The 23,670-nt window shown below is 64.5% G+C and carries 31 protein-coding genes; 17 read left to right on the forward strand and 14 right to left on the reverse strand.

Annotated elements, in window-relative coordinates:
- Positions 1-29: 29 nt before the first annotated feature.
- Entirely contained in the window at positions 30-815 is a 786-nt protein-coding gene (locus tag IEY38_RS05420) for a DUF7089 family protein (protein ID WP_188975956.1), read from the reverse strand.
- Positions 816-911: a hypothetical protein gene (locus IEY38_RS21925; protein ID WP_004960365.1), complete on the reverse strand. Its 96-nt coding sequence runs from the start codon at positions 909-911 to the stop codon at positions 816-818. It lies immediately after the preceding gene.
- 71 nt (positions 912-982) lie between these two features.
- On the opposite strand from IEY38_RS21925, the gene IEY38_RS05425 reads away from it, so the two are divergent.
- Positions 983-1,369 (forward strand): RidA family protein, encoded by a 387-nt coding sequence (locus tag IEY38_RS05425; protein WP_188975958.1) that lies wholly within the window; start codon positions 983-985, stop codon positions 1,367-1,369.
- A gap of 41 nt (positions 1,370-1,410) precedes the next feature.
- Here IEY38_RS05425 and IEY38_RS05430 read toward each other — a convergent pair whose 3' ends face one another.
- Entirely contained in the window at positions 1,411-2,880 is a 1,470-nt protein-coding gene (locus IEY38_RS05430; RefSeq protein WP_188975960.1) for an MATE family efflux transporter, read from the reverse strand.
- Positions 2,881-2,964: 84 nt separating this feature from the next.
- Here IEY38_RS05430 and IEY38_RS05435 point away from each other — a divergent pair, with 84 nt between their 5' ends.
- Positions 2,965-3,411, forward strand: a complete 447-nt coding sequence (locus IEY38_RS05435; RefSeq protein WP_188975962.1) for a MaoC/PaaZ C-terminal domain-containing protein — start codon at positions 2,965-2,967, stop codon at positions 3,409-3,411.
- Here the strand turns inward: IEY38_RS05435 and IEY38_RS05440 are convergent.
- The gene (locus IEY38_RS05440; RefSeq protein WP_005536607.1) at positions 3,401-3,646 is read right to left on the reverse strand and encodes a ferredoxin; all 246 of its coding nucleotides are present in this window, start codon (positions 3,644-3,646) and stop codon (positions 3,401-3,403) included. The two genes, IEY38_RS05435 and IEY38_RS05440, sit on opposite strands and share 11 nt — an antisense overlap.
- Before the next feature lie 115 nt (positions 3,647-3,761).
- Here IEY38_RS05440 and IEY38_RS05445 point away from each other — a divergent pair, with 115 nt between their 5' ends.
- The 5 genes from IEY38_RS05445 to IEY38_RS05465 all read left to right on the forward strand — a co-directional run bounded on the left by IEY38_RS05445 (position 3,762) and on the right by IEY38_RS05465 (position 9,237).
- Positions 3,762-6,164 carry an ATP-dependent DNA helicase gene (locus IEY38_RS05445; RefSeq protein WP_188975963.1) on the forward strand — a complete coding sequence of 801 codons (2,403 nt, stop codon included), beginning with the start codon at positions 3,762-3,764 and terminating at the stop codon, positions 6,162-6,164.
- Complete coding sequence (cgi121, locus tag IEY38_RS05450) at positions 6,164-6,691, forward strand: KEOPS complex subunit Cgi121 (protein ID WP_188975965.1); 528 nt, start codon at positions 6,164-6,166, stop codon at positions 6,689-6,691. Before IEY38_RS05445 ends, cgi121 begins: the two co-directional genes overlap by 1 nt.
- A gap of 38 nt (positions 6,692-6,729) precedes the next feature.
- Positions 6,730-7,017, forward strand: a complete 288-nt coding sequence (locus IEY38_RS05455) for a hypothetical protein (protein WP_188975967.1) — start codon at positions 6,730-6,732, stop codon at positions 7,015-7,017.
- Positions 7,014-8,318: an oxidoreductase gene (locus IEY38_RS05460; RefSeq protein ID WP_188975969.1), complete on the forward strand. Its 1,305-nt coding sequence runs from the start codon at positions 7,014-7,016 to the stop codon at positions 8,316-8,318. Before IEY38_RS05455 ends, IEY38_RS05460 begins: the two co-directional genes overlap by 4 nt.
- A gap of 76 nt (positions 8,319-8,394) precedes the next feature.
- Positions 8,395-9,237: an alpha/beta fold hydrolase gene (locus IEY38_RS05465; RefSeq protein WP_188975971.1), complete on the forward strand. Its 843-nt coding sequence runs from the start codon at positions 8,395-8,397 to the stop codon at positions 9,235-9,237.
- A gap of 1 nt (position 9,238) precedes the next feature.
- Here the strand turns inward: IEY38_RS05465 and IEY38_RS05470 are convergent, their stop codons facing one another.
- Positions 9,239-9,784 carry a MaoC family dehydratase gene (locus IEY38_RS05470; protein WP_170097393.1) on the reverse strand — a complete coding sequence of 182 codons (546 nt, stop codon included), beginning with the start codon at positions 9,782-9,784 and terminating at the stop codon, positions 9,239-9,241.
- 300 nt (positions 9,785-10,084) lie between these two features.
- Here IEY38_RS05470 and IEY38_RS05475 point away from each other — a divergent pair, with 300 nt between their 5' ends.
- The 5 genes from IEY38_RS05475 to IEY38_RS05495 are packed head-to-tail and all read left to right on the forward strand — an operon-like array spanning position 10,085 to position 13,474.
- Positions 10,085-10,381 (forward strand): AbrB/MazE/SpoVT family DNA-binding domain-containing protein, encoded by a 297-nt coding sequence (locus IEY38_RS05475; protein ID WP_188975973.1) that lies wholly within the window; start codon positions 10,085-10,087, stop codon positions 10,379-10,381.
- Positions 10,382-10,388: 7 nt separating this feature from the next.
- Complete coding sequence (locus IEY38_RS05480; RefSeq protein WP_188975975.1) at positions 10,389-10,946, forward strand: hypothetical protein; 558 nt, start codon at positions 10,389-10,391, stop codon at positions 10,944-10,946.
- A gap of 45 nt (positions 10,947-10,991) precedes the next feature.
- The gene (locus IEY38_RS05485; protein WP_005536593.1) at positions 10,992-11,537 is read left to right on the forward strand and encodes a poly(R)-hydroxyalkanoic acid synthase subunit PhaE; all 546 of its coding nucleotides are present in this window, start codon (positions 10,992-10,994) and stop codon (positions 11,535-11,537) included.
- 2 nt (positions 11,538-11,539) lie between these two features.
- Positions 11,540-12,973, forward strand: coding sequence for a poly(3-hydroxyalkanoate) polymerase subunit PhaC (gene phaC, locus IEY38_RS05490; RefSeq protein WP_188975977.1), 1,434 nt, complete (start codon positions 11,540-11,542; stop codon positions 12,971-12,973).
- A gap of 39 nt (positions 12,974-13,012) precedes the next feature.
- Positions 13,013-13,474, forward strand: a complete 462-nt coding sequence (locus tag IEY38_RS05495) for a TIGR00725 family protein (RefSeq protein WP_188975978.1) — start codon at positions 13,013-13,015, stop codon at positions 13,472-13,474.
- Positions 13,475-13,482: 8 nt separating this feature from the next.
- Here IEY38_RS05495 and IEY38_RS05500 read toward each other — a convergent pair whose 3' ends face one another.
- From IEY38_RS05500 to IEY38_RS05515, 4 genes are all read right to left on the reverse strand, one after another.
- Positions 13,483-13,707 (reverse strand): hypothetical protein, encoded by a 225-nt coding sequence (locus IEY38_RS05500; RefSeq protein ID WP_188975980.1) that lies wholly within the window; start codon positions 13,705-13,707, stop codon positions 13,483-13,485.
- Positions 13,708-14,075: 368 nt separating this feature from the next.
- Positions 14,076-15,746, reverse strand: coding sequence for a thermosome subunit alpha (thsA, locus tag IEY38_RS05505; RefSeq protein ID WP_188976149.1), 1,671 nt, complete (start codon positions 15,744-15,746; stop codon positions 14,076-14,078).
- 146 nt (positions 15,747-15,892) lie between these two features.
- Complete coding sequence (locus tag IEY38_RS05510; RefSeq protein ID WP_170097392.1) at positions 15,893-16,888, reverse strand: AAA family ATPase; 996 nt, start codon at positions 16,886-16,888, stop codon at positions 15,893-15,895.
- 141 nt (positions 16,889-17,029) lie between these two features.
- On the reverse strand, positions 17,030-18,004 hold the full coding sequence (locus IEY38_RS05515) for a DUF5784 family protein (RefSeq protein WP_188975982.1): 975 nt from the start codon (positions 18,002-18,004) through the stop codon (positions 17,030-17,032).
- Positions 18,005-18,158: 154 nt separating this feature from the next.
- Between IEY38_RS05515 and IEY38_RS05520 the strand changes: the two genes are divergently transcribed.
- Complete coding sequence (locus tag IEY38_RS05520; RefSeq protein WP_004960301.1) at positions 18,159-18,332, forward strand: DUF5786 family protein; 174 nt, start codon at positions 18,159-18,161, stop codon at positions 18,330-18,332.
- Here the strand turns inward: IEY38_RS05520 and IEY38_RS05525 are convergent.
- From IEY38_RS05525 to IEY38_RS05535, 3 genes are read right to left on the reverse strand one after another with little or no spacing between them, the layout of a single operon-like run.
- Positions 18,319-19,053 (reverse strand): DUF7530 family protein, encoded by a 735-nt coding sequence (locus IEY38_RS05525; RefSeq protein ID WP_170096453.1) that lies wholly within the window; start codon positions 19,051-19,053, stop codon positions 18,319-18,321. The two genes, IEY38_RS05520 and IEY38_RS05525, sit on opposite strands and share 14 nt — an antisense overlap.
- Positions 19,050-19,988 (reverse strand): NAD(P)H-binding protein, encoded by a 939-nt coding sequence (locus IEY38_RS05530; RefSeq protein WP_188975984.1) that lies wholly within the window; start codon positions 19,986-19,988, stop codon positions 19,050-19,052. Before IEY38_RS05530 ends, IEY38_RS05525 begins: the two co-directional genes overlap by 4 nt.
- Positions 19,989-20,042: 54 nt before the next feature.
- Positions 20,043-21,029, reverse strand: coding sequence for an NAD-dependent epimerase/dehydratase family protein (locus IEY38_RS05535; RefSeq protein WP_188975986.1), 987 nt, complete (start codon positions 21,027-21,029; stop codon positions 20,043-20,045).
- Positions 21,030-21,139: 110 nt separating this feature from the next.
- Here IEY38_RS05535 and IEY38_RS05540 point away from each other — a divergent pair, with 110 nt between their 5' ends.
- The gene (locus IEY38_RS05540; RefSeq protein WP_188975988.1) at positions 21,140-21,355 is read left to right on the forward strand and encodes a DUF7561 family protein; all 216 of its coding nucleotides are present in this window, start codon (positions 21,140-21,142) and stop codon (positions 21,353-21,355) included.
- Positions 21,356-21,360: 5 nt separating this feature from the next.
- Here IEY38_RS05540 and IEY38_RS05545 read toward each other — a convergent pair whose 3' ends face one another.
- Positions 21,361-22,344: a CPBP family intramembrane glutamic endopeptidase gene (locus tag IEY38_RS05545; protein WP_188975990.1), complete on the reverse strand. Its 984-nt coding sequence runs from the start codon at positions 22,342-22,344 to the stop codon at positions 21,361-21,363.
- 99 nt (positions 22,345-22,443) lie between these two features.
- On the opposite strand from IEY38_RS05545, the gene IEY38_RS05550 reads away from it, so the two are divergent.
- The 3 genes from IEY38_RS05550 to IEY38_RS05560 are packed head-to-tail and all read left to right on the forward strand — an operon-like array spanning position 22,444 to position 23,409.
- Positions 22,444-22,788: a winged helix-turn-helix domain-containing protein gene (locus tag IEY38_RS05550; RefSeq protein ID WP_188975992.1), complete on the forward strand. Its 345-nt coding sequence runs from the start codon at positions 22,444-22,446 to the stop codon at positions 22,786-22,788.
- 1 nt (position 22,789) lies between these two features.
- Complete coding sequence (locus IEY38_RS05555) at positions 22,790-23,119, forward strand: hypothetical protein (RefSeq protein ID WP_188975993.1); 330 nt, start codon at positions 22,790-22,792, stop codon at positions 23,117-23,119.
- On the forward strand, positions 23,116-23,409 hold the full coding sequence (locus IEY38_RS05560; protein ID WP_188975995.1) for a DUF7521 family protein: 294 nt from the start codon (positions 23,116-23,118) through the stop codon (positions 23,407-23,409). The genes IEY38_RS05555 and IEY38_RS05560 overlap by 4 nt, the downstream gene beginning before the upstream one ends.
- A 57-nt stretch (positions 23,410-23,466) precedes the next feature.
- Here IEY38_RS05560 and IEY38_RS05565 read toward each other — a convergent pair whose 3' ends face one another.
- Positions 23,467-23,661 carry a cold-shock protein gene (locus tag IEY38_RS05565; protein WP_004516469.1) on the reverse strand — a complete coding sequence of 65 codons (195 nt, stop codon included), beginning with the start codon at positions 23,659-23,661 and terminating at the stop codon, positions 23,467-23,469.
- Positions 23,662-23,670: the final 9 nt, after the last annotated feature.

Below are 23,670 nucleotides of genomic sequence, written 5' to 3' on the forward strand. Positions count from 1 at the left end.
ATTTACTGGAGCACCGACACGGCACTCCGTTACTCCATCTTCTCGAACGTCGTCTCGGCCCACTGGACGGCGTAGTCAGCGCCGTATTCCAGATAGGCGTCCGTGTCGAGCGCGGCAAACGGTGCGGGCAGGTCGAGTCCGTGCTTGATGCCGCTACAGGCGAGTTCGGCGGCCGCGGCGAACTCCGTCTGGCCCTGTGCAATCTCGCTGGGGAGGTCGTCGAGGCGGGGTTGCAGGCGTTCGCCGGCGTCGTCCCACGCCGCGTACAGATCCGGATAGTCGTCGGCCCAGTCGGTGAACTCCGCGCGGGTCTGCAGGCCCAGATACGCCGTGTACACCGCCGCTGCGAGTTGGTACCGGGCGTTCGAATCGAGGTGGTCCTCGGTGGCGGCCACGAAATCCGGATAGCGCTCGCCGAAGAAACCCAGAAAATGCTCGGGTTCGTCGAGGCTGACCTCGACGAGCGCCTCGGCGACGAGAAACGAGACGAAGTCGTCTGGCGACGTTTCCAGTCGCGGCTTGACGAACACGCAGGGTGGGACCGTCTGTCGTGTCCAGGCGACGCCGCCGTCGCCGGGCATCCCGATGGTGAGGCTGTTCCCGATGTACTCCTGTAGCACTTCTGGCGCTGTGGTCGGGAGCCACGCACCGTCGTAAGAAATCTGATCGAGGCTGTCGGTCACCAGCAGGAGTTCCTCGGCGACTGCGGGGTCCAGCGTCTCGAAGTCACGGTCGCAGTTCAATACGAGCGCCTTTGGGGCGTAGGCGTCACGTACGGCCGGCAGCTCGCCGGCCAGTGAGCGCTCGGTGAACATCTACGCCGAGAACAGGACGAGGTTGATGATGATGCCGACCGACAGTAGTGCCGACACGCCGATTGTTCCGAGGACAATTTTTGTGGCCTTGCTCATGCCAATGAGTATCTCGGGCCGGACATTAAAACTTGAGAAACGATTTTCGGGGTCCGAAGCGAGTATCGAGTATGCGTCGCGAACGCACTTCGACGGGGACTGCCTGGGAACAGCAGGTTGGCTACTCGCGAGCGATACGCACTGGCGATACCGTCCGTGTCGCCGGCACCATCGCCACGGACGACGATGGCGAAGTTGTCGCGCCGGGCGACCCCTACGAACAGACGAAACACGCCTTCGGTATCGTCTCGGACGCACTGACAGCCCTCGACGCCGCCATTGAGGACGTCGTACAGACCAGGATGTACGTCACCGACATCGACGATCAGGAACAGGTCGGCGAGGCCCACAGCGAGTTCTTCGACGACGTTCGCCCCGTTGCGACGATGGTCGAAGTGAATGGGCTGGCAACACCCGAGGCCGTCGTTGAGGTCGAAGCCGTCGCGCAGGTCGAGTGAAGCGGTCGACAGCGGGCCGGTGTGGCTGATAGCCTCCGACGTCAGTCGTCGGTCGCACCGACGCCCGACCGCTTGGCCACGGCGCGCCACCTGCCGGACCAGAACCGGCCCGCGTTGACCGCGGCCTTCAGGTAAAAATCGCCGACGAGTGCAGCGAATATCGCCGGCAGCCCGAGCCCAAGGCCCGGCGAGACAGCGATGCCGAGGACCGGAACGGTTACGACGAACGACGGCGGCAGGGCGAGGGCAGCTACCGGGAGCCGGTAGCAATAGCCGCCCAGAACCGTCCCGTACAGCGGCCAGCGGGTGTCGCCAGCGCCCCGCAGGCTCCCCCGCATCGTTCGGGAGACGGAGAAGCCGGCGACGAGCAGGCCGAACACCCGGACGAACGCCGCCGCCAGGTCGGGGTAGGCGGTCCCGAACAGGGCGACGATGGGGCGGGCAAACACCACGAGCAGGACCGCCGCGACGAGCTGGACGGCGAGCGCTACGCGAAGCGTCTGCCAGCCGTAGGCGGTCGCCTCCCCTTCGTCACCGGCCCCCAGTGACTGCCCGACCAGGGTTGACGCGGCGGTGGCGTACCCCCACGCCGGCATCAGCGCGAGTAGCATGACTCGGCGGCCGATTGCGTAGGCCGCGAGCGTTGGCGTCCCCAGCACGCCTAGGATGAACAGGAACGGGAAGCGGGCGAACGTCTGCAGTAGCCGCATTCCGGACAATGGTAGGGCAACGCGGACGATTTCGCGCATCAGGCCGACGCTGAACTGCGTCCCGCCGGGTCGGAGCGTGACGACGTAGCGCCCGGACAGCAACAGTCCGAGGAAAATCACTGCCGCGAGCGTGTTCGCGATGACTGTCCCCCACGCCGCACCGGCGATGCCGAGTTCGGGGAACGGGCCGACGCCGAAGATGAGGACGGCGTTGAGTGCGACGTTCGTCGGCAGCGTAAGCAGGCGGACGTACATCGGCGTTCGGGTATCGGCGCTGCCCGCCAGCGCCCGGGCGGCGACCATGCTCCAGAACCGCGGGGCCAGCGACAGCATCACGATGGCGAGATACGTCGCGCCGAACCGGATCGTCGCCGCGTCGTCGGTGAGAATCCCTACCAGTAGCTCCGGATAGCGCCAACACAGCGCCGACAGCGGCAGGGAGACGAGCAACGCGAGCCATAGCGACTGCTTGACTGCGAGGTTCGCCCGTTCAGGCTGATCGGCCCCCTGCAACCGCGAGACGACGCTGATCGTCCCGGAGGAGACCGCGAGCGAGAGCCCGAACCCGACGAAGTAGTACTGGAAGCCGAGTTCGAGGCCGGCGATGGCCGCGTCACCGAGCGCCAGACCGACCATCAGAAAATCGGCGAGGCGCAGGAGGATACGGAGGCCGCCCGTCACCATCACCGGCGCGGCGAGGTCGGTCGCGGCCGTCGCCTTCTCGCGGTCGACGAGGCCTGCACTGGCCAGCAATGCGGGGAACGCAGTCAGCAAGCGGCGGAGGGGACCACCATTCGACATCGCCCTTATTTGAGGAGCCCAGCCCCCTGTGGGTTTCGGGACGAGGCCGGGGCTTTTTGCCCCAAAGTGCCGACAACCCAGCATATGCCTCCCGTCGAAGTCGGTGAGACATTCACCGAAACCCGGACGTTTCAGCCCGAAGACGTCGACCAGTTCGCCGCCCTTTCCGGAGACGACCAGCCCCGCCACACGGTGCCTGATGGAGACGGCCGGCGGATGGTCCAGGGGTTGCTCACCGCGTCACTGCTGACCAGCATCGGCGGTGATCTGGAAGTGCTTGCCTCGCGGATGGACCTGCAGTTCCAGCGCCCGGTGTACACCGGCGAGACGCTAGTCTGTGAACTGACAATCGTGGACGCTGACTCGGATGCCGACGATGGCGTCGCTCTTATCGGCGATGTGGCTGTCCGGCGCGTCAATTGCGGCGATGACCCCGGTCAGGCCGACACAGCCGCGGCGAAGCAGGCTGACGGCCACACCGCCGGAACCGTCGTGCTTGAAGCGACCGTCGAGGGACTAATCAGGGAATGAGCTGTTCGCCGTCGTCGTCGTAAAGTGTGATAGCGTCAACCGGACAGGACCGGGCAGCGAACTTCGCGTCCAGTTCGGCGTCGTCGGGAACCTCCCGGACAAACACGTCTTCTTCTTGTTCCTCGCTGTCCGCCAGCACTGCTTTGCCGGCGTCCTCGTCGCGCTCGAAGGCGTCCCACTCCGCGACACACTGGAACATCCCGATACAGGTGTCGTAGTCGTACTCGACTCGCATACCTCGTGTTGGCTACTCGTGTCCAAAGGCGTTCCCCTCGGTGCTCGATGCGTCAGCGGGTCAACGCGGTTGCAGTGCGACAGTTTAAATCGGGGCAGGACCCAAGCGGGGTGTAATGGACGTTGCGGACCTGCCGGGCGTGCCCGAGTGGCTCCCGGACCACCTGCGCGATGACGGCATCGAAGAGCTGTACCCGCCACAGGCCGAAGCCGTTGAGGCCGGCGTCACCGAGGGGGAGAATCTGGTCGCATCGATTCCGACAGCAAGCGGAAAGACCCTCATCGCCGAGCTAGCGATGCTCTCCTCGGTCGCCCGCGGCGGCAAAGCGCTGTACATCGTTCCACTGCGAGCGCTGGCCAGCGAGAAGCAGGCCGACTTCGAGGAATTCGAGCAGTACGGCCTCGATATCGGCGTCTCGACGGGGAACTACGAGTCTGAGGGCGGGTGGCTCGCGGACAAGGACATCGTCGTCGCGACCAGCGAGAAAGTGGACTCGCTGGTCCGGAACGACGCGCCCTGGATCGAGGACCTCACCTGTGTCGTCACCGACGAGGTCCACCTCGTCGACGACGGCGAGCGGGGGCCGACACTGGAAGTGACGCTGGCGAAACTCCGCCGGCTCAATCCCGATTTGCAGACCGTCGCACTGTCGGCGACCATCGGCAACGCGGAGGCGCTGGCGACGTGGCTCGATGCGGGGCTCGTCGACTCTGATTGGCGACCCATCGACCTCCAGAAGGGGGTCCACTACGGGCAGGCGCTGCATCTTGAAGACGGGAGCCAGCAACGCCTCTCGGTACAGAACAACGAGAAGCAGACGGCGGCTATCGTCCGCGACACGCTGGAGGACGACGGCTCGACGCTGGTGTTCGTCAACTCCCGGCGCAACGCCGAGGCGGCGGCAGGCCGGCTGGCCAACACCGTCCGGCCTCACCTCACAGCTGAGGAGCAAGAGCAGCTGGCCGACATCGCCGAGGAGATCCGCGACGTGAGCGACACGGAGACGAGCGACGACCTCGCGGACGCCGTCGCGGATGGGGCGGCGTTCCACCACGCCGGTCTCTCCCGGGGCCACCGCGAACTCGTCGAGGACGCCTTCCGGGACCGGCTGGTGAAGGTCGTCTGTGCGACGCCGACGCTCGCCGCCGGCGTCAACACGCCCTCGCGACGCGTCGTCGTCCGCGACTGGCGGCGCTACGACGGCTCGGCCGGCGGGATGGCCCCGCTCTCGGTGCTCGAAGTCCACCAGATGATGGGGCGGGCCGGCCGCCCGGGACTCGACCCCTACGGCGAGGCGGTTCTCATCGCCTCCAGCCACGATGAAGTGGACGAACTGTTCGAGCGCTACGTCTGGGCCGACCCGGAACCGGTCAGGTCGAAACTCGCGGCCGAACCGGCCCTGCGGACCCATATCCTCGCGACCGTCGCCTCTGGCTTCGCCCGCTCGCGAGAGGGACTGCTTGAGTTCCTCGAACAGACGCTGTACGCCAGCCAGACCGACGAGGGCGGGCAGCTCGAACGCGTCGTCGACGACGTGCTCACGTACCTCCAGCGCAACGACTTCCTTGAAATAGAGGACGGCGAGCTGGATGCCACATCGCTGGGCCACACCGTCTCGCGGCTCTATCTGGACCCGATGAGCGCCGCGGAAATCGTCGACGGCTTGCGCGACTGGGAGCGAGGAGCCAGCGACAGCACATCGGCAAGCGGGTCGCCGGCTGAGACGCCCGCGGAACCGCCGGCTGACAGCGGCTTTACGACCGCTAACGAACTGGCTGAGGATGTTGACGAGACCGACGACGCCGACGCGGACCCGGACGACATCTCCGCGCTGGGCCTGTACCACCTCGTCTCGCGGACGCCGGATATGTACCAGCTGTATCTCCGCTCGGGCGACCGCGAGGAGTACGAGATGGAATTGTTCGAGCGCGAAGACGAACTGCTTGGCCCCACGCCCTCGGAGTTCGAGGAGGGCCGCTTCGAGGACTGGCTCTCGGCGCTGAAGACTGCCCGTCTGCTCGAAGACTGGGCCACGGAGGTCGACGAGGCGACCATCACGGAGCGGTACGGCGTCGGCCCGGGCGACATCCGCGGGAAGGTCGAGACGGCCCAGTGGCTGCTTGGGGCCGCCGAATCGCTGGCCAGCGAGGTCGATCTGGATGCCGCCCGGGCCATCAGCGAGGCCCGCATCCGCGTCGAACATGGCGTCCGCGAGGAGCTAGTCGATCTGGCCGGCGTCCGCGGCGTCGGTCGCAAGCGCGCTCGGCGGCTGTTTCAGGCCGGCATTACCGACCGTGCACAGCTCCGGGACGCGGACAAAGCCGTCGTGCTGGCAGCGTTGCGGGGCCGCCGGAAGACGGCCGAGAACGTGCTGGAGAACGCCGGGCACCGGGACCCGTCGATGGAGGGCGTCGAGCCCGCACCAGACGTATCCGTCGACCTCGACGACGGTACAGACGGGGACACAAACGCTGGATCGACCGCTAACGACGACCAGTCAAGTCTGGGTGATTTCTAATGGAGGTCGTCGAAGGCACCGCCGAAATCGACGACGTGAGGACGTTCGTGGAAACGCTCAGTGCAATCGGTGACCGCCACGGCGTCACGGTGCAGGCGTTCGACGCCCGCTACGTCGTGGACCGCGCCCATCTCGCATTGGCCGTCGACCTCGCAACACGGGCTCACGACCGGGGCGACGCCATCGCCGAGGACTTCGGCGTCGAAATCCTGCTGTACGCGGCCGGCCGCCGGCAGATCAACCGCGCGCTGACGATGGGTGTCAGCGAGGGGTTCTGTCCCGTCGTCGCGGTCATCGTCGACCACGACCGGACGGATGCTCACGTAGGAAAAAGCGAACAGAACGGTATTGAGGCAGCTAAAGACGACGTTCGCGAGCAGCTTACGGCTGCACCCACCCTGGGCGAGTACGACGCCGACCGAGTCCGGTCGTTTTTCGACGTGACGGACACCGAACTCGCTGCGACAGCCGGCAACCTTCCCGACGCCGTTCGGGAGCGTGTCGCGTTGCTCCCGGTTGAGAAGTAGCGATAGAATTTTTGACGACGAGTATGTTATCTTCACACATGGATCCACAGCGGACGGCACGGCAGCGGGCCAGCGAGCGTGCCCGCCGGGTTGAGGCGACGGTCGACCGCACCACCGGTGGGGCCGCGTACCCGGTCCGCGTGGAGGAACTAGCAGACGAGTACGGCAGCGCCGACCCGCCCGCCGAGGACCTCTCCGCCGCAATCGAGCGCAGCACCGACGGGGCGTTCGACTCGCCGACGGAGGTCCGGGCGGCCATCCAGCAGGTGACACCGCAGGACAGCGCCCGTACTGAGGCAATGGTCGACGAGCGCGAGCAGTCGTGACCGCGCTGGAGACGCCGCTGCAGATCGGCGGTGTCGAGGTCCCCAACCGGCTGTATCGCGCACCGGTACTGGAGTGTGCGGGCAACGGCGAGGCCGCTGTCGACACACTCATCGACGAACTTGAACCGACAGCAGCCTCAGGTGTCGGCCTCATGTTTCAGGGCGCGAGCATCGTCACCGACCGTGGCGGCTGTGCCGCGCCGAACATGACGCGGGTCCACGACCCGGCCTTCGTCGAGCGACTCGAACGGCTCACTGGGGCGATTCACGACCACGGCGGCCGGGTCTTTCTCCAACTGGCCCACGGCGGCCTCCGGAGCATGGCGACGTGGCACGCCGGATACCGCGAAGCCCACCCGGACCAGCGCCAGCTTGCCGTCAGCCGTCCGCCGTGGCAGCTCCGGGCGCTGGACCGGGCCGGGCTGATTTCGCTCCAGCCCGACGTGCTCTCGACGAGCGAGGTGTGGGAATTGGCCGAGCAGTTCGGGCGCTGTGCCGGCTACGCCGTCGACGCGGGCTACGACGGCATCCACCTCTCGGCGGCGAACATGAGCCTGATCCAGCAGTTCCTCTCGCCGTTCTACAACCGTCGGAACGACGAGTTCGGCGACGGCGTCCGGTTCCTCGAAGCGATCCACGACGCCGTCCGAGCACACGCTGGCAACGTGCCACTAGTCACGAAGGTCCCAGCCGAGACCGCTGCGCCGAGTTTCGTTCGAAGGTACCTTTCCTGGGCGGACGGTCTGGCCATCGCTGAGCGTGCGGCGGCCATCGGCTACGACGGCCTCGTTCCGGTCGAGGTGTCCCCGTTCTGGGACATGAGCATCGTCCGCGGCGCGTTCCCGGAACGAGCCTGGGACGCGAGCGACCTGCAGGACGACTACGCGACGGTCTTCGGTAGCCGACTACGAGCGCGTGCTGTCCGGTTGCTCAATCGACTGCAAGCCCGTCGGTTCAGCCGCGACCCGGGCTGGAACGCTGACTTCTGTCGGGCAGTCCGCGAGCGCGTGGATGTGCCGGTCCTGCTGGAGGGCGGGCTGCGAACGCGTGCCGATTGCGACCGGTATCTCGGCGCGACCGGGGCCGTGCCCGCCGCCGATGCGGTCGGGATGGCCCGCCCCTTCTACGCGGAGCCGCGGCTCGGTGCGCGCCTGCTCGATGGTGCGGACGCGCTGTGTGAGAGCTGTAACAACTGTACCGTGCCGCAAGTCACCGGCGAACCGGGCCGCTGCCGGACGCCGGCTATTGTCCGCAAGCAGGCCCGGCTCCGGCGGGACGGTGCCTATGAGCGAACCGAGTGACTGCACTCGGATACTGCCACCGTGGTAATTGGGCAGATACAAAGGCTCATACGCGCTCGGTCCCGAACGAACGCCGATGACTACAGGGATTTCGTCCGAACGCGTCGAGCTGTCCGTCGACGGCGAGGACATCGATATTCACTACCGGACCGGCGGCGAGGGGCCGCCGATGGTGTTTCTCCACGGTATCGGGCTTGACGCCGCGACCGTCTCGTGGCGACACGCACTACCCGCACTCGCGCCAGAACGAACGGTGTATGCGCTCGATTTACCGGGCCACGGCGACAGCGATAAGCCCGACCGCGCGTACACGACCGACTACTATCTCGAGACGCTGTCCGCGTTCATCGATGCGCTCGGCATCGAGGAGCCCGCGCTGGCCGGCCTCTCGATGGGCGGTGCAATCGCACTCGGCCACGCGCTCGATGGTGGCCCCGTCGAGCGGCTGGTATTGGTCGACAGTTACGGCCTGGGAGCCGACGCCTACTGGCGCACGGCAGCCAGCAGCGTCTTGCAGACGCCGATACTCGGCAATATGCTCTGGCAGGGCGTCGGATCATCCCAGTCGGCGATCAGAAGCAGTCTCCGAAGCATGGGTCCCGGAGAGCCGCCCCAGCAACTGGTCGAGGATGTCGACAGCGCCGTCGACCGACAGACCGTCCGGGCGATGCGGCGCTGGCAGCGCAGCGAGTTCCGGTGGTGTGGCTTCCGAACTGATTACTCCGACCGGTTAGCTGAGATAGACGTGCCGACGATGCTGATTCACGGGGCCGTCGATCCACTGCTCCCCCGTCGGTGGTCCGAGCAGGCGGCTGGAACGGTTACCGATAGCACGCTGAAAATCTTCGAGAACTGCGGGCACTGTCCGCCGCGGGAACACCCCGACCGTTTCAACCGAGCGGTGCGAGCGTTCTGCTGAGTTATTCCGGCAGTTCGTCGATGAGGACGACCGCTTCGCCGTCGATGACGACTTCGTCGTCAACGAGGACGCGTGTGGTCAGCCGGTACTGTTCGTCCCCGAGGTCCTCGACGATTTCACATTCGGCAGTGAGCCGGTCGCCGATACGGACCGGGTTGTGGAACTCCAGATCTTGCGAGAGATAGATAGTCAGTCCCGGCAGCCGTGCCAGCGCCGCGCTGATGAGACTCCCCACGAGCGTCCCGTGGGCGATACGGCCGCGGAAGCGTGTCTGCTCTGCGAACTCGTCGTCCAAGTGAAGCGGGTTCGTGTCGCCGCTCGCGGCAGCGAACTGTCGCACGTCGTTTTCCGAGATCGTCTTCGTGAAATCGACGTGGTCGCCGACGCCGAGGCGGCCCGGGTGGTCTTCGGAGATCGAGACGTGCCATTCGGGGAGGTCTTCGTCCGGTTCGATACGGTCTGCGGGCGTTACGCCGTCTTCGTCCTCCTGCTGGACGCCGAACGCGGCGAACGCTGCCCGGTTAGCTGCGACGACGCTGTTGAACATATGTGACGATGTTTCAGTCCATGTGTCTAACAGCGGGTTCCGTGGCGATTCAGAACTCATCTGTTCTGGTAGTTTATTGGTCGGAGTATTAAACCTTGGTGTTGGTTTCGCCTCAGCTGTCGGTAAACGCCGTCTAACGGGCGTCAGACGCGCATTTGGGGTTCCGGTTACCGATGCTGCAGGGCGTAGCACGTTCCTCGACGCTCCTGAACCGCTAATACCATCCTCTACCATTCAATGGTACTCAATGGTTTTTGGCGGAAGCTTTATACTGTTGAGGAGAGTACATGTAGTTGACCGATGGCCGACGAGGATGATGGCCTGATGTGGCCTCCGATGTTCAAGGGGATGCAACAGGCGAGCGAGAACGCGATGGAACAGCAACAGCAGCTGATGAAACAGATGTTCGCCAACGGTGGCATGCCGAGTTTCGATATGAATCAACTCGGTGCCATGAGCCAGATGGCGACGTTCAAGACCCGCGTACAAAGCGGGGGTCGGATCAGCATCCCCGATGCGGAGCGAGAGGCGCTGGGCATCGACGAAGGCGATATCGTTCAAGCCGTCGTCCTCCCGGTCACTAACAACAGCGAGTAATCCAACAATGGTAGACTACACAACCCCCGTCACGACAGCGTTCGAGATGCAGCGTGCGACGATCGAGCAGAGCCAGAAGGCGCTCGAACAGAGCGTTTCCCTCCAGCAGAACGTCAACAACGCGGTTATTGACAGCCTCGACACACAGGAGTCGGCACAGCGCCGCGGTGTCGAGCTCCAGCAGACCGCGTTCCACAGCTACCTCGACGCGATGGCGTCGACGATGCCCGGCATGACCGAAACTGTCGAGCAGATCCGCGAGACCGTCGACGAGCAGTTCGACTTCCTGCTCGAGAACCACGCCGAACTGTTCGACAACATGGAAACGGAGCTCGAAGAGGGCGTCGACACCTACGACGAGATGACTGACGAGTACGTCGCCGCCGTCAACGACCAGGTCGACATGCTCGTCGAGGCCCACGAGGAACTCGAAGCGCAGTCCGTCGAGGCCGCCGAGCAGTTCGGCGAGCAACTCGAAGAAGTGCAGGAGCAGGTCGAGGAGATTCAGGAGCAGGTCGAGGAAGTGCAGGCCGAAGCTGCCGACGCTGTCGACGTCGAAGCGTAAGAACGACAGTCGGTTTTTTTGTGCGCCCGCCGCCGAGGTACTATTATGAGTAACACAAACGACATTCAGGAGGAATGGACGGAGATGGTTGAGGAGATGAACAACGCGGTCGCTGACTCGATGGAGCAGAACATGAAGGCTCAGGCAGCCTTCGTGGAGTCGTGGGCCGATGCCGTCGAAGATACGATCCCGGAGCAGGAGGACCTTGCTGACGGGATGGACGGGTACAACCGCGCCTACGAGGAGTGGATGGACGCCGCCGAGCAGATGGTCGAACGCTCGACCGACGCCGCTCGGGGCGAAGACGTCGACCCCGCCGAATTCCGTGACATCTGGCTGCAGTCCGCCAACGAGGCGTTCAAACACGTTATGGGCACCTCGGCCTTCGCGGCCGCGAACGGTCAGCTCGTCGAGTCGATGATGGAGATGCAACAGGAAGCAGACGACCTGAGCCAGGACACGCTGGAACAGCTCGGCTTCCCGACGCGAGACGATGTCGACGAGATCGGCGAGCGACTCATCGAGCTTGAGCGCCGCCAGCATGCGGTCGAACAGAAACTCGACCGCGTGCTCGAACACTTAGAAGAGTAATCATGTCAAGCAACCCTTTCAATCCGTTCGAAGCCGCCCTCAACTGGCAGCGCAAGACACTGGAGAACATGACTGACGCTGCCGAGACCAGTCAGATCGCCGACGAGCGACTGGAACTGCTGGAGTCCGTCGAAGTCGGCCAGACGCCGAGTAACGTCGTGTACGAGGAGAACAAGCTCGAACTCCTCCATTACGACGCCGAGGCTGCCGGCATCGAGGTACCCGAAGAGGAGAGGGAGGACGTGCCGATCCTCATCGTCTACGCCCTCATCAACCGGCCGTACATCCTTGACCTGCAAGAGGAGCGGTCGGTCGTCCGACGCCTGCTTGAGGCGGGCCACGACGTGTACCTCATCGACTGGAACGAGCCCTCGCGGCTCGACCAGCACCTCACCCTCGACGACTACGTCAACCGCTATATGGACAACTGCGTCGACGTGGTCCGCGAGCGCTCCGGGCAGGACGCGATCAACATCCTCGGCTACTGTATGGGCGGGACGATGTCGGTAATGTACACCGCGCTCCACAAAGAGAAGGTCAATACTCTGGGCCTGATGGCCGCTGGGCTGTGCTTCGACCACACCGGCGGCGTCCTCGAAGAGTGGGGCTCCGAGGAGTACTACTCCCCGCAGGACGTCGTCGACACGTTCGGTAACGTCCCCTCCGATATGCTTGACATCGGCTTCGCGCTGATGGATCCCGTCGAGAACTACGTCACGAAGTACATCCGGTTCTCGGAGAACATGGAGAACGAAGGCTTCGTCGAGAACTTCGGCCGGATGGAGAAGTGGCTCGGCGATGGTATCGACGTAGCCGGCGAGGCTTACGTTCAGTTCCTCGAAGACGTGTACCAGGACAACAAGCTCTATCGGAACGAACTGGAACTCGACGGCAAGCACGTCGACCTGGACAACATCGACATGCCCGTCCTCCAGCTCATGGGTGAATACGACCACCTCATTCCGCCGGAGGCCTCCAAGCCGTTCAACGACGTCATCGCCAGCGACGACACGCGTACCATCGAGTTCTCGACGGGCCACATCGGGCTCTCCGTCTCGTCGTCGACGCACGCCGACCTCTGGCCCGAAGTCGCCGAGTGGTACTCGGAGCGCAGCAAAGGGGGCGAGGAAGTCGACATCGAGGTCGAATCCCCCGAAGCGGCTGCAGACGACGCGGTAGACCAGTCGGAACCCACTGAGATCGACGTCGACGCGACTGACGATGTCGATGCCGACGCTACTGAGAACGAAGACGACGCGACCGACGGACCTGCCGATGTCGATAGCGTCTCCGGTATCGGCCCGACCTACGCCGACCGTCTGCACGACGCCGGCATCCACAGCGTTGCGGACCTGGCTGACTACGACGCGGCTGAACTGGCTGACATCGCCGAGACCACCGAATCCCGCGCGCAGGACTGGCTCGACCAGCTGTAATCCGGCGCTGTTTTTCTGTTTCCCGCTGCACGAGTAGCTATGCGCGTTTCCGTCATCGGCGGCTCGACAGTTACCGACGAACAGTACCAGCAGGCACGGGAGGTCGGGCGGCGACTCGGTGAGCATGGCCACGATGTCGTCTGTGGCGGCCTCACTGGCGTGATGGAGGCGGCCTGTCGGGGTGCGAGCGAGGCCGGCGGTCACACTGTCGGTATCCTCCCTGGTGAGCGCCGGGCCGCTGCAAACGACTACGTCCAGACCGCCATTGCGACGGGACTCGGAAACGCTCGCAACGTCCTCGTCGTGATGAACGGCGCGGCCGTCATCGCTATCGACGGCGGCACCGGGACGCTCTCGGAACTCGGCCACGCCCTCGACATAGACCGACCGGTCGCCGGGCTCGGAACACACCGCCTCGACAGCGTGGCCGGCGGCGACGCCATCGAACACGTCGACACCCCTGCTGAGGCCGTCGAACACGTCGAGTCAGCCGTGCAGTAGCCGCCGTTTCAGTCGAGTAGCCGTCTCAGCACCGCCGCAACAACGAGGTTCCCAACGCCAAGCAGCCTGACCCGGCGACGGGCCCCGTCCTGCGGCGTGAACTCCACCGACAGTGCCCAGCGATAGCCCAGCCGCGCCAGCGACAGTAACAGCCCCGGAACAAGCAGATGAAGCACGCCAGCCAACGCCGTTCCAGTCCATAGCAGCCGCCGTTCGGTCCGTGTTAGGTCCATACCGATTCAAAGGTGTACGTCGGTTTGACCGTGGCGACTGCTTCCGAAAGGTGAATTTTGCGATACCGTTTGAAAAACGACGCAGCGTCATCACTACCCGGTCTGAGGATAGAAAATATAGAACCGCAGTGGTTGTCGCTCGAATCGACGAGTAGGGCAAGCATCCGGCGCGCGAAGCGCGCCGGTTCAATCGCAGCGAGTGACTACCGCGCCGCGAAGCGGCGCGACAGGGGGCTGCAGGTTTCGCATGTGTGGTTTGCCTCGCGGGTCACTTCGTCGTCGGGCGGCAGTGCCGCCCGACTGCCTGCGGGACCTTCGGTCCCGCTCTGTTCCCCGCTCGGCTTACCGAGGTTTCTTCGAAACCTCGCTTACATCATGCCGCCCATACCGCCCATGCCGCCGCCCATTCCGCCGGGCGCGCCGCCTGGGCCGCCAGGTCCGCCTTCGTCCTCGTCGTCGTCGCCCTGGCCACCCTTGAGGTCGCCAGCGGCGATGACGTCATCGATGCGGAGGATCATGACGGCTGCTTCGGTTGCGCTTTCGACGGCCTGGGTCTTGACACGGAGGGGCTCAACGACGCCGTCCTCTTCCATGTCGACGACCTCACCGGTGTAGGCGTCAAGCCCGGAGGTGACTGCGCCACCGTCGTGCTTGCTGCGGAGGTCGACCAGCGAGTCGATCGGGTCGAGACCGGCGTTCTCCGCAAGGGTGCGCGGGATGACGTCGATGGCGTCGGCGAAGGCTTCGACGGCGAGCTGTTCGCGCCCACCAACGGAGTCGGCGTGGTCGCGCAGGCCGAGTGCGAGCTGCGTCTCGGGGGCACCGCCGCCGGGCAGGACCTTCCCGTCCTCCAGCGTGGCGGCGACGACGCCGAGCGAGTCCTCGATGGCGCGCTCGACTTCGTCGACGACGTGTTCGGTGCCGCCGCGGAGGATCATCGTGACAGCGCGGGCGTCCTCGACGTCCTCGACGAAGATGCGCTCGTCGCCAGCGATGTCCTTCTGGGCAACGGAGCCGGCGAAGCCGAGGTCGTCGGCTTCGATGTCGTCGATGTTCGAGATGATGCGCGCGCCGGTCGAGCGCGAAAGGGCCTCGATGTCGGACTTCTTGGCGCGGCGAACAGCGAGAATACCTCCCTGGGCGAGGTAGTGCTGAGCCATGTCGTCGATGCCCTTCTGGCAGAAGACGACGTCAGCACCGGCTTCTTTGAGCTTGTCGACCATCTCCTTGAGCTGTTCCTCTTCCTGGTCGAGGAACTGCTGGAGCTGGTCGGGGTCGGTGACGTTGACTTCGGTGTCGAGCTCCGTTTCCGGAACTTCGATGGCCGTGTCGAGCAGGGCAACGTCGGCGTCCTCGACGGCGAACGGCATGTTGTCGTGGACGCGTTCCTTGTCGACGATGACGCCTTCGACGAGTTCGGACTCGTCGGTTGCGCCGCCGACGACGGTTTCGATCTGGATGTTGTCGGTGTCGACGCTGCCGTCATCGTCGACGACGGACTGTGCGGCGCGGACGACGAGCTCGGCGAGGACGTCCTTGGAGGACTCCGCGCCCTTGCCGGTCATCGCGGTCGCGGCGACCTTTTCGAGGGTCTCCGTGTCGTCGGCGTCGACGTCGATGGCGTTGTTTTCGAGGATTTCCTTGGCCTTCTCGGCGGCCTGGCGGTACCCCTGAGCCAGGATGCTAGCGTGGATGTCCTGGTCGAGGAGTTCCTCGGCCTTCGAGAGGAGTTCGCCGGCCATGACGACCGCCGTGGTCGTGCCGTCGCCCACTTCGTCTTCCTGGGTCTGGGCGACCTCGACGATCATGTTAGCGGCGGGGTGCTCGATGTCCATCTCGTCGAGGATGGTGACGCCGTCGTTCGTGACGACGACCGAGCCCGAGTTGTCGACGAGCATCTTGTCCATGCCCTTCGGACCCAGTGTCGTCCGAACGGCCTCGGCGACGGCCGTCCCGGCCGTGATGTTCATCGACTGCGCGTCCTTTCCGGATGTCCGCTGGGACTCCTCGGAAAGTACAATCATGGGCTGGTTGCCCATCTGCTGTTGAGCCATAGTCAAACGATGATTGAATGTGATTCTATATAAATGCTGTGGTCACAGCCGCCATATCGCCTTACTGCATGCCACACTCGACGGTGTGATACTACCTAACGTGGGTGGTTTATATACCCACTCAGGAACGCTCAGCGGCCCATTCCGAACCGCCGGTGGCGCAACTCCGGCGTAATCTGGATGCGGGAGATGTCCTGTCCGGTCCGGTACCAGACGAACGCCGCCCTTGTGAACAGTTCGCGACACTCGATGCGGACTTCCCGGGGATTGCCATCGGTCCGCTCGTGGATATCTTCGATTGCGGCCCGGGTGAACAGATCCGGGGCCTGCCCCTCGTACGGTTCGTCTCGGAAGTACGCCAGCGAGCGGGCGGCGTACTCGGCTACGTCGTCCGGCGAGAACGGGTCGATACCCTCGTAGTATCGCAGCCGGGAGTCGAGCGTTCCGCGGATCTCGGCGACGCGCCGTTTCCCCTCCGGTGTCCCGGTGAGGAACAGCCGAACGCCGGCGTCGCCAGCCACCTGCAGCGGCGACAGCAGGTCCGCCTCAAGAACCTCGATCTCGTCGACGACCAGCAGGAGCGTTTTCTCGTCCTCGCGCACGCGACGGACGATCTCGTGGACGGCGTCTTTCGCTTCAGCGGTCGCCCACGGAATCCCGTCGCGGACCTGCGAGTAGTTGCGCTGGTCGATGGAGTAGCCCGCGGCGTAGGCGGCTGTCAGCACCGTCTGGTACAGTTTTCGGGGCGTCGTCTCGCGTGGGTTGTCCAGATGCGTGATGACAAAACCCTCGTGTTTCGAGAGGTCCCGCAGCACGATTTCACGGAAGGCCGTCTTTCCGGTGCCGTAGGGGCTCACCAGTCCGATGTGCTGGTCCTGGAGGAGCCACGATGTGACCTGATTCAGCATCTCGGTGTCGTGGCGGACGTATAGCGGCTCGGGCATGTGGTCCAGCCCGGCTTCCTCGGTAAACGGGAGGTCTGTCACGGTGTCGGCGGTGCCGCCCAGCGCCTCGCCGAAGGCCAGCAGCCGCTGTTCGACCTCCTCCAACTGGTCCAGCAGGACGCCGGCGGTGGCGCTCTCGGCACGGTCTTCCTCTTCGGACCGGAGCGATTCGAGCCGGTCCATCACCTCCGAGACCGACTGCCCCGTACCGCTGGTCTTCGGTTGTTCTGTGTCGTCCACCACAGCTATCTCTCTCAGCCTTGCCGGTCCGGCGCGTTATATGTTACGCCCCGGATTTCGAGGAAGATAACGTGCTCTGCTGTATTAGAACGGCAGCGGGAACGGAACCGAGCCGTAGGCGTACCCTTCCATGCTGCCGTCCGGGCGAGCACGGAACACGATAGTCGGTGAGTACCCCACATCCGGCTGTTCGCCGTAGACTCGCCGCCAGTCGTCGTCTGGGAACGAACTGCAGTCGACCACGAGGACCGCACCGGGGTGGGCTGCTAGCTGGTCGCGTGTCTTCGCGTCGCCGGACGCCTTCACCGCGCCGACGGCAGTGTCGACCTGCCGTCGGGACGGCGGCCGGGGACGCGTGACCTCGACGAGTGTGTCTTCGACCCGGAAGTCGACGGAGTGGCCCGAGTCCAGTTCGACTTCGGGGGTGATGTCGTTGCCCGCGTCGACGAGCAGTTTGGCGACGTTGAACTCGCCCATCGTCGCCCGCATCCGCGAGAGGTCAAAGCCCTCGCTGGTCCCGAGTTTGCTCGCCATCGTGTAGCGATAGTCGTCCAGTGCGCCGGTCGCCAGGAAGTCGTCGTAGAACGCCAGTCCGTCCGCTCGGTCGGCGTCCGGGAAGCCGCCGGCGTGGTCCCGGAAGAACGTCCGTGTCGACTCCCGGCCGTCCTTCGAGAGAAACACGGGTAGGAAAAAGTGCGCCAGCGTCTCGTACTCGGTGAGCCACGGGTCTTCCACCTCTAGCTGGGCGAATAGTTCGCGCTGGACCCACTCGCTAATCTCGTCGGGCACCTCGTCGAACGTGTACTTCTCCGTCCGCCACAGCGTCTCCGGTGTCTCCGTATTTCCGACCCAGTACGCCCGCTGGCCGTTCCAGCAAAACAGCGCCAGATCGCCGTTGTCCATCTCCAGTCGGCGGGCGGCCCAGCCCTCCGGCGGGGCGAACCACGGTCCGTTCATCGTCGCACCGAAGGTGTTCTGTAACGGTGTCAGCAGGTCCGTTCGGACTCGCTTTTCACTCCATCGCTCGTTCGACTGTCGCAGACGTAAGGGACCAGCCACAGGGTCGTGTAGATGGTCAGTGGTCTTGGGCGTTCCGCCCTGTCGAAACATCCCCTTTTGGACCGTTCGACTGCTCTGTTGCCCGTGTGGTACGGTTTCTGTGACCACCGTTACATTGATAGTCACTACCAGCCAAGTTTCACCGTGGTAACCTATGTCGATGGGAGCGTACGACGACGACGAACACGAACGCCGTGAACGCAAGAACAGCGAGGTCGAACTGTCGGAAGACGACGACCGGAGTACATACCACGGGAGCGTCGACTACGACGGTGACGAGTCGACAGAAGAGTTGCTCGATCAGTTCAAGCAGATCAACTCTGACTGACTGCGGCCGTTCTCGACCGGTAGCGCAATAGTCCGACAGAGACGGCCGTCACCGCTGTGACGGCTAACACATGGCCGACTAGCGCCGCGAGCAGCACCGGCTGGTCGAGCACGAACGGCACGAGCACGAGCTGGAGGACGCCAAAGCCCCATATCTCTAGATCGGCCCGCATGAACACCCGCGCTGTCTCGGGATCGAACCGGTAGCGAGCCGACCGCCACAGGCCCGTGACGCTGGCCCACCACCCCGTCCCGATGCGGTAACTCACGTCCCAGAGTATGAGTAGCGTCAGGTATACGACCAGTACCGGCGGCTCCGACCCGAACAGTCGGTTGAGCAGTGGCATCGAGCTGACCTGCGGGTCGAACACGAACAGATGTGTGAGCAGGGCGATGTACGCGAGGACGGACAACACGACTTCCACGTTCGAGGCGAACAGCAGCGCACGGTAAGTCGGTGGCACGTCGATACGGCGGATGAGCGTGCTGATACGGAGCATCTCCGCGCTTCCGATGGTCGCGACGAACACGACGACCGTTCCGGCGATTGCGGCGCTCCAGACCTCGTAGTACCACGACAGGGCGACGATGGCAACCTCGAAGACGAGCAGTTGAATCGCCATCGCGGCCCACGTCGGGAGCCGAATCCCCGGCAATGCGCCGATGATGCTTTCGTACACCCACGTCTCGCCGTACTCGGGTCGAGCGCTATCACCGCTCATCTGCCGGCACCACCCGTGGCCGCGGCCGCCTGTGCCGCATCTCGACTCCGCGGTTCGCTGAGGGCCAGCCTGACCGCATCTGCGAACGATGTCGGGTCAACGGTGAACTCTGTCTGAGCCGCTTCGGTGTCTGCGACCACCGGCGTCTTCAGGCCGTGGATGAGCGGGCGGGCGACGCTCGATGGCACGTCGGTCATGAGGGCGACCCAGTACGCCGACAGCTTCGGTGTCAACACCGGTATCGGCACGATTGTCGGCTCACCGGTCCCCATGAGCCGGCCCGTCCGTTTCAGGATCTCAGCGTATGTCAGTACCTCTGGCCCGCCGATCTCATAGGTTTCGCCGGCCGTTTCCGGCTTATCGATCACATCGACCAGATACGAAATGACGTCGTCGATAGCGATCGGATGACAGTCTGTTCGCACCCAGCGCGGCGTCAGCATCACGGGCAGTCGCGTCGTTAGCTCGCGTATCATCCGGAAGCTCGCCGAGCCCGCGCCGATGATGATAGCCGCCCGGAACGTCGTCAGGTCGTATTCGCCGTCCCGGAGAATGAATTCGACCTCACGGCGCGACCGGAGGTGTTCCGACAGCGTCTCGTCGTCCTCGCCGAGGCCGCCGAGGTAGACGACCCGGTCGACGCCGGCCTCGTCAGCGGCTCGACGGAAGTTCCGCACCGCCCGCCGGTCCCGCTCGGCGTAGTCGCTTCCGGCACGCATCGAATGGACCAGATAGTACGCGGCGTCGACGCCGTCGAGACCGGCGTCGAAACTGCCTGCATCGAGCAGGTCACCTGTCACCACGTCGACGCCGTCGGGTGAGTCGTACCCGCTCGGGTCGCGAACAAGGGCGCGAACGCTGTGACCGGCCGCGAGGAGCGCCGGGACGAGATGGCTCCCGACAAACCCCGTCGCACCGGTCACGAGCACGTGCATACCCTTCTTGCAGGACGGGACGAGGTTAAAACCGTGGTCTGTTCGTGTCGCCTCTCAGGACTGTCGAACGAGCGGCTCGTACCAGTCGCGGTTGTCGCGGTACCAGTCGATGAACTTCGAGACACCCTCCCGGATAGTGTGGTCCGGGTCGTAGCCGAGCAGTTCCTCGGCCCGGTCGGTCGCGGCGTGGGTGTGTTCGGCGTCGGCGTCGTGGCGTTCCTCGTAGACTAGATCGAGGTCCGGGTTGATCTGGTCGCGGATCTCCGTCGCGAGCGTCTTGATCTCGATGTTGTCTGTCGACCCGGTGTTGATCGCCTGCCCGTCGGCGGCGTCCTCGTGCAGCAGCGTCATGTTCGCGTCGATGACGTCCTCGATGTAGGTGAAATCGCGTGTCTGCGTCCCGTCGCCGTAGATGACCGGCGGCTCGCCGTTGTGACACCGGGAGACGAAGTTCGAGATGGCCATGTTCGGGCGCATCCGGGGGCCGTAGACGGTGAAATAGCGAAGAGCTACGGTAGAGAGGTCGTACACCTCGCTGTAAGCGCAGGCGTACCGCTCGGCGGCGAGCTTCGACGCGCCGTAGGGCGAAACGGGCGTCGTTGGATGTTGCTCGTCGTAGGGCAGGTACTGTGGCTTCCCGTAGACAGAGGAAGAGGATGCCATCACAAACCGCTCGATACCTTCGTCGCGGCAGGCGTCGAGGAGGTTCAGCGTGCCGTCGACATTGACCTCGTCATACTTGCGCGGGTTCTTGACGCTCGGTCGGACGCCAGCCTGGGCGGCCTGATGATAGACGTAGTCGGCGTCGGCGACGAGGTCCGTCACCAGCTCTGCGTCACGCACGTCGCCCTCGACGAACTCGTAGCTTCCGCCGCTGTTCCGGGCGGCCTCCCGTCCCGCTTCGACGTTATGATGCTTGATATCCAGATCGTAGAACGGGTCGCGGTTGTCGAGCACGACGACATCGTGGCTGTCGGCGGCGAATCGCTGTGCCAGGTGACCGCCGATGAACCCGGCACCCCCTGTGACCAGTATTTGCATTATCTGGATGGTGCCCACCGGACGACAAAAGTATGTCGAGAGTTAATCACGCCGACCTGTTCGAAGGGGCCAGCTACCTTGAAGTGTATACAGCGTATAAATATCGGGTAATGGCCTCCAGAGCCTGCGACGGGTGCGATACGAACGTTTCGATAGCCGGCGGCATCGCTAACATCTGGTCGCAGGAGTCCAGACCGACTGAGGGCATCGTCCTCGAACTCGGCGACGACACGGAGCACTTTCTCTGTTATGACTGTATCGACCGGCTACCCGACGATCAGGAAGTGACGGCGGCCGACGTGGCCGCGCTCGGCGATCCGTCCTGATATTCTCAGGTATCCCGCTCGGATACCGGCGTCCACCGGCTCACGCGCTTGTCGAGTCCTAACCGCCCGTCGCGCCAGCGAACGTATGCCAATATCAGAAGCCCCCCGATGACAGCAAAGACAGTGAAGACGACCCCTTCCTCGCCGACCCATCGAGGTGGGCCGACGATTTCGACGGCGAGCAGTTCGGGGGTCTGCTGTGAGTGACCGAGACCGAACACCGCGCTTTGGGTAAAGTTGTACCAGACGTGAAAGCCGATCGGGAGCGCGAGGTCACCGGTGAGTACGTACGCACCGCTCAAGACGAGTCCGGCGAGTAGGTAGTAGCCGTACTGGCTCAGGTGATCGATCTTCCCGCCGTGCAGGAAGGCGAAGACGAGCGCACTCAGGAGCACCGCGAGCCCAACCGCCGCCCACTGCGGAATCAGTCCATCCGCCCCCTCGGCGAGGTTCTTCAGCATCGCGCCGCGGAAGACGACCTCTTCCCAAGCCGCTGCGAGGGCGATGTAGGCGAAGACGACGACCATCGCCGGGAGGAACGGGAGGTCGCCGGCCCCCTCCGCGACCCCGACAACCGTGGCCCAGCCCGCACCGACAGCGACGGCGAGCGCGCCGGCGTTGATGACGGTCGCTATCGCGCCGCCGACGGCGAACGATCGCCACCAGCGGCGGTCGAGCGACAGCCCGTACTCGCCGACGGAGCGGCGGTCGAGGAGACGAGCACTGACGAACACAGTGGCGACGAGAATTGCCCCGATCCCGGCCGCTTCGATCGGTTCTCGGACCGGATGTGTGAACCGTGATCGAACGACAGACTGTAGCGCCGCGAGGACCAGAAACGACAACACCGCTGGAAGCACCGCGCGCAGCGGCGCTCTGACCCTCCTGTCTGCACTGTTCCAGACCGGCCAGCGGAGTCCCGAGGCAGCCCGCTCGACCACGCTCGTGGTCGTCTGTCTGTCCCTTTGCTCCGGTGGGTTCGGTGACACACATGGACGGCCGGCCGGAGCCGACGTATCACCGCGGGCACCGCTTCCGGGGTGGAAGCCGGTGAGACTTTTTATTATACTCCGCTCGCTGGAGCGACTATGGACGCGGTCGGCGACGACGAACTGCTCGCGCTACTCGAAGACGAGTACGCGCGGGCCATCATCGCTGAACTCACTACTGGACCGATGTCTGTCTCTGAACTCTGTACGGCCTGCGAGATGTCTGATCCGACGGCGTACCGCCGCCTCGACCGACTGGTGGCTGCCGACCTTGTCGCCGAACGGCAGGCCGTCGACCCAGACGGCCACCACTACAAGCGCTACGTCGCGACCGTCGAGGACGTGACAGTCACGTTCGTCGACGGGACATACGACATCGCCGTCACGCGATCCTCGCAGGACCCGGCGGACCGATTCACCGACCTGTTTGAGGGGCTGTCCTGAGATGCTCGCGACACTACTGCAGATACGCACGGGCTGGACCGACCCGGGGATTGCCCTGGCCGTTATCGCGCTCTCGCTCGTCACAGTTGCACTCTCGGCCGCCATCGCCATCGTCTTGATTCGTGGCTACCGTCGCGGCCCCGGCCGGACCGGCATGCTGACCCTCGCTGTCGGGCTTCTCCTACTCACGACTGTCCCGGAAATCCTCCGTATCGTGCTCCCCACGGCCACTGCTGTCGGTGCCGTCGGGCGCTCAGTTCTCGTGAGCGCCTGCGAACTGTTCGGACTGGGAACGATTCTCTGGACGGTCTACGGCGGTGAGTCGTCGTGACGGTGGTCCTCGACTTACTCGCGCCGGATCTCGTCGCGGAACTCTCGCGAGCCCTAACGGCCGCCGTCGGACTGTTCGTCGCGTCGCTGGCCTACCGCGGCTACCGGCGCAACGACGCGCCGAAAATGCGGTGGCTCGCCGTCGGTATCGCGTCGCTGACTGCCGGCGTCTACGCCGCCGTCACTGTCGTTGACTGGGCGGGTGCCGGAGATGGGGGCGTGTTACTCGTCAGGGGTCTCGTGACCGTCGTAGGGCTCTGTGCCGTGCTATACGCGTTGCTCGTCGAGTGAGCGTCGGATAAGAACAAGTGTCAGATGTGGTCGCCCGGAGGCGACCGGAAATCTGCCTTAGTTGCGGACGACGTTCGTCGCGCGGGGGCCCTTGTCGGCCTGTTCGATGTCGAATTCGATTTCCTCGCCTTCTTCGAGGTCAGGGCCGCCAACGTCTTCCATGTGGAAGAAAACGTCATCGTCCGCGTCCTCAGTCGAGATGAAACCGTAACCGCCTGTGTCGTTGAAGAAATCAACCTTACCGTTTGCCATTGCAAATAT

It is taken from the genome of Haloarcula sebkhae, assembly GCF_014647415.1.
Taxonomy (GTDB): domain Archaea; phylum Halobacteriota; class Halobacteria; order Halobacteriales; family Haloarculaceae; genus Haloarcula; species Haloarcula sebkhae.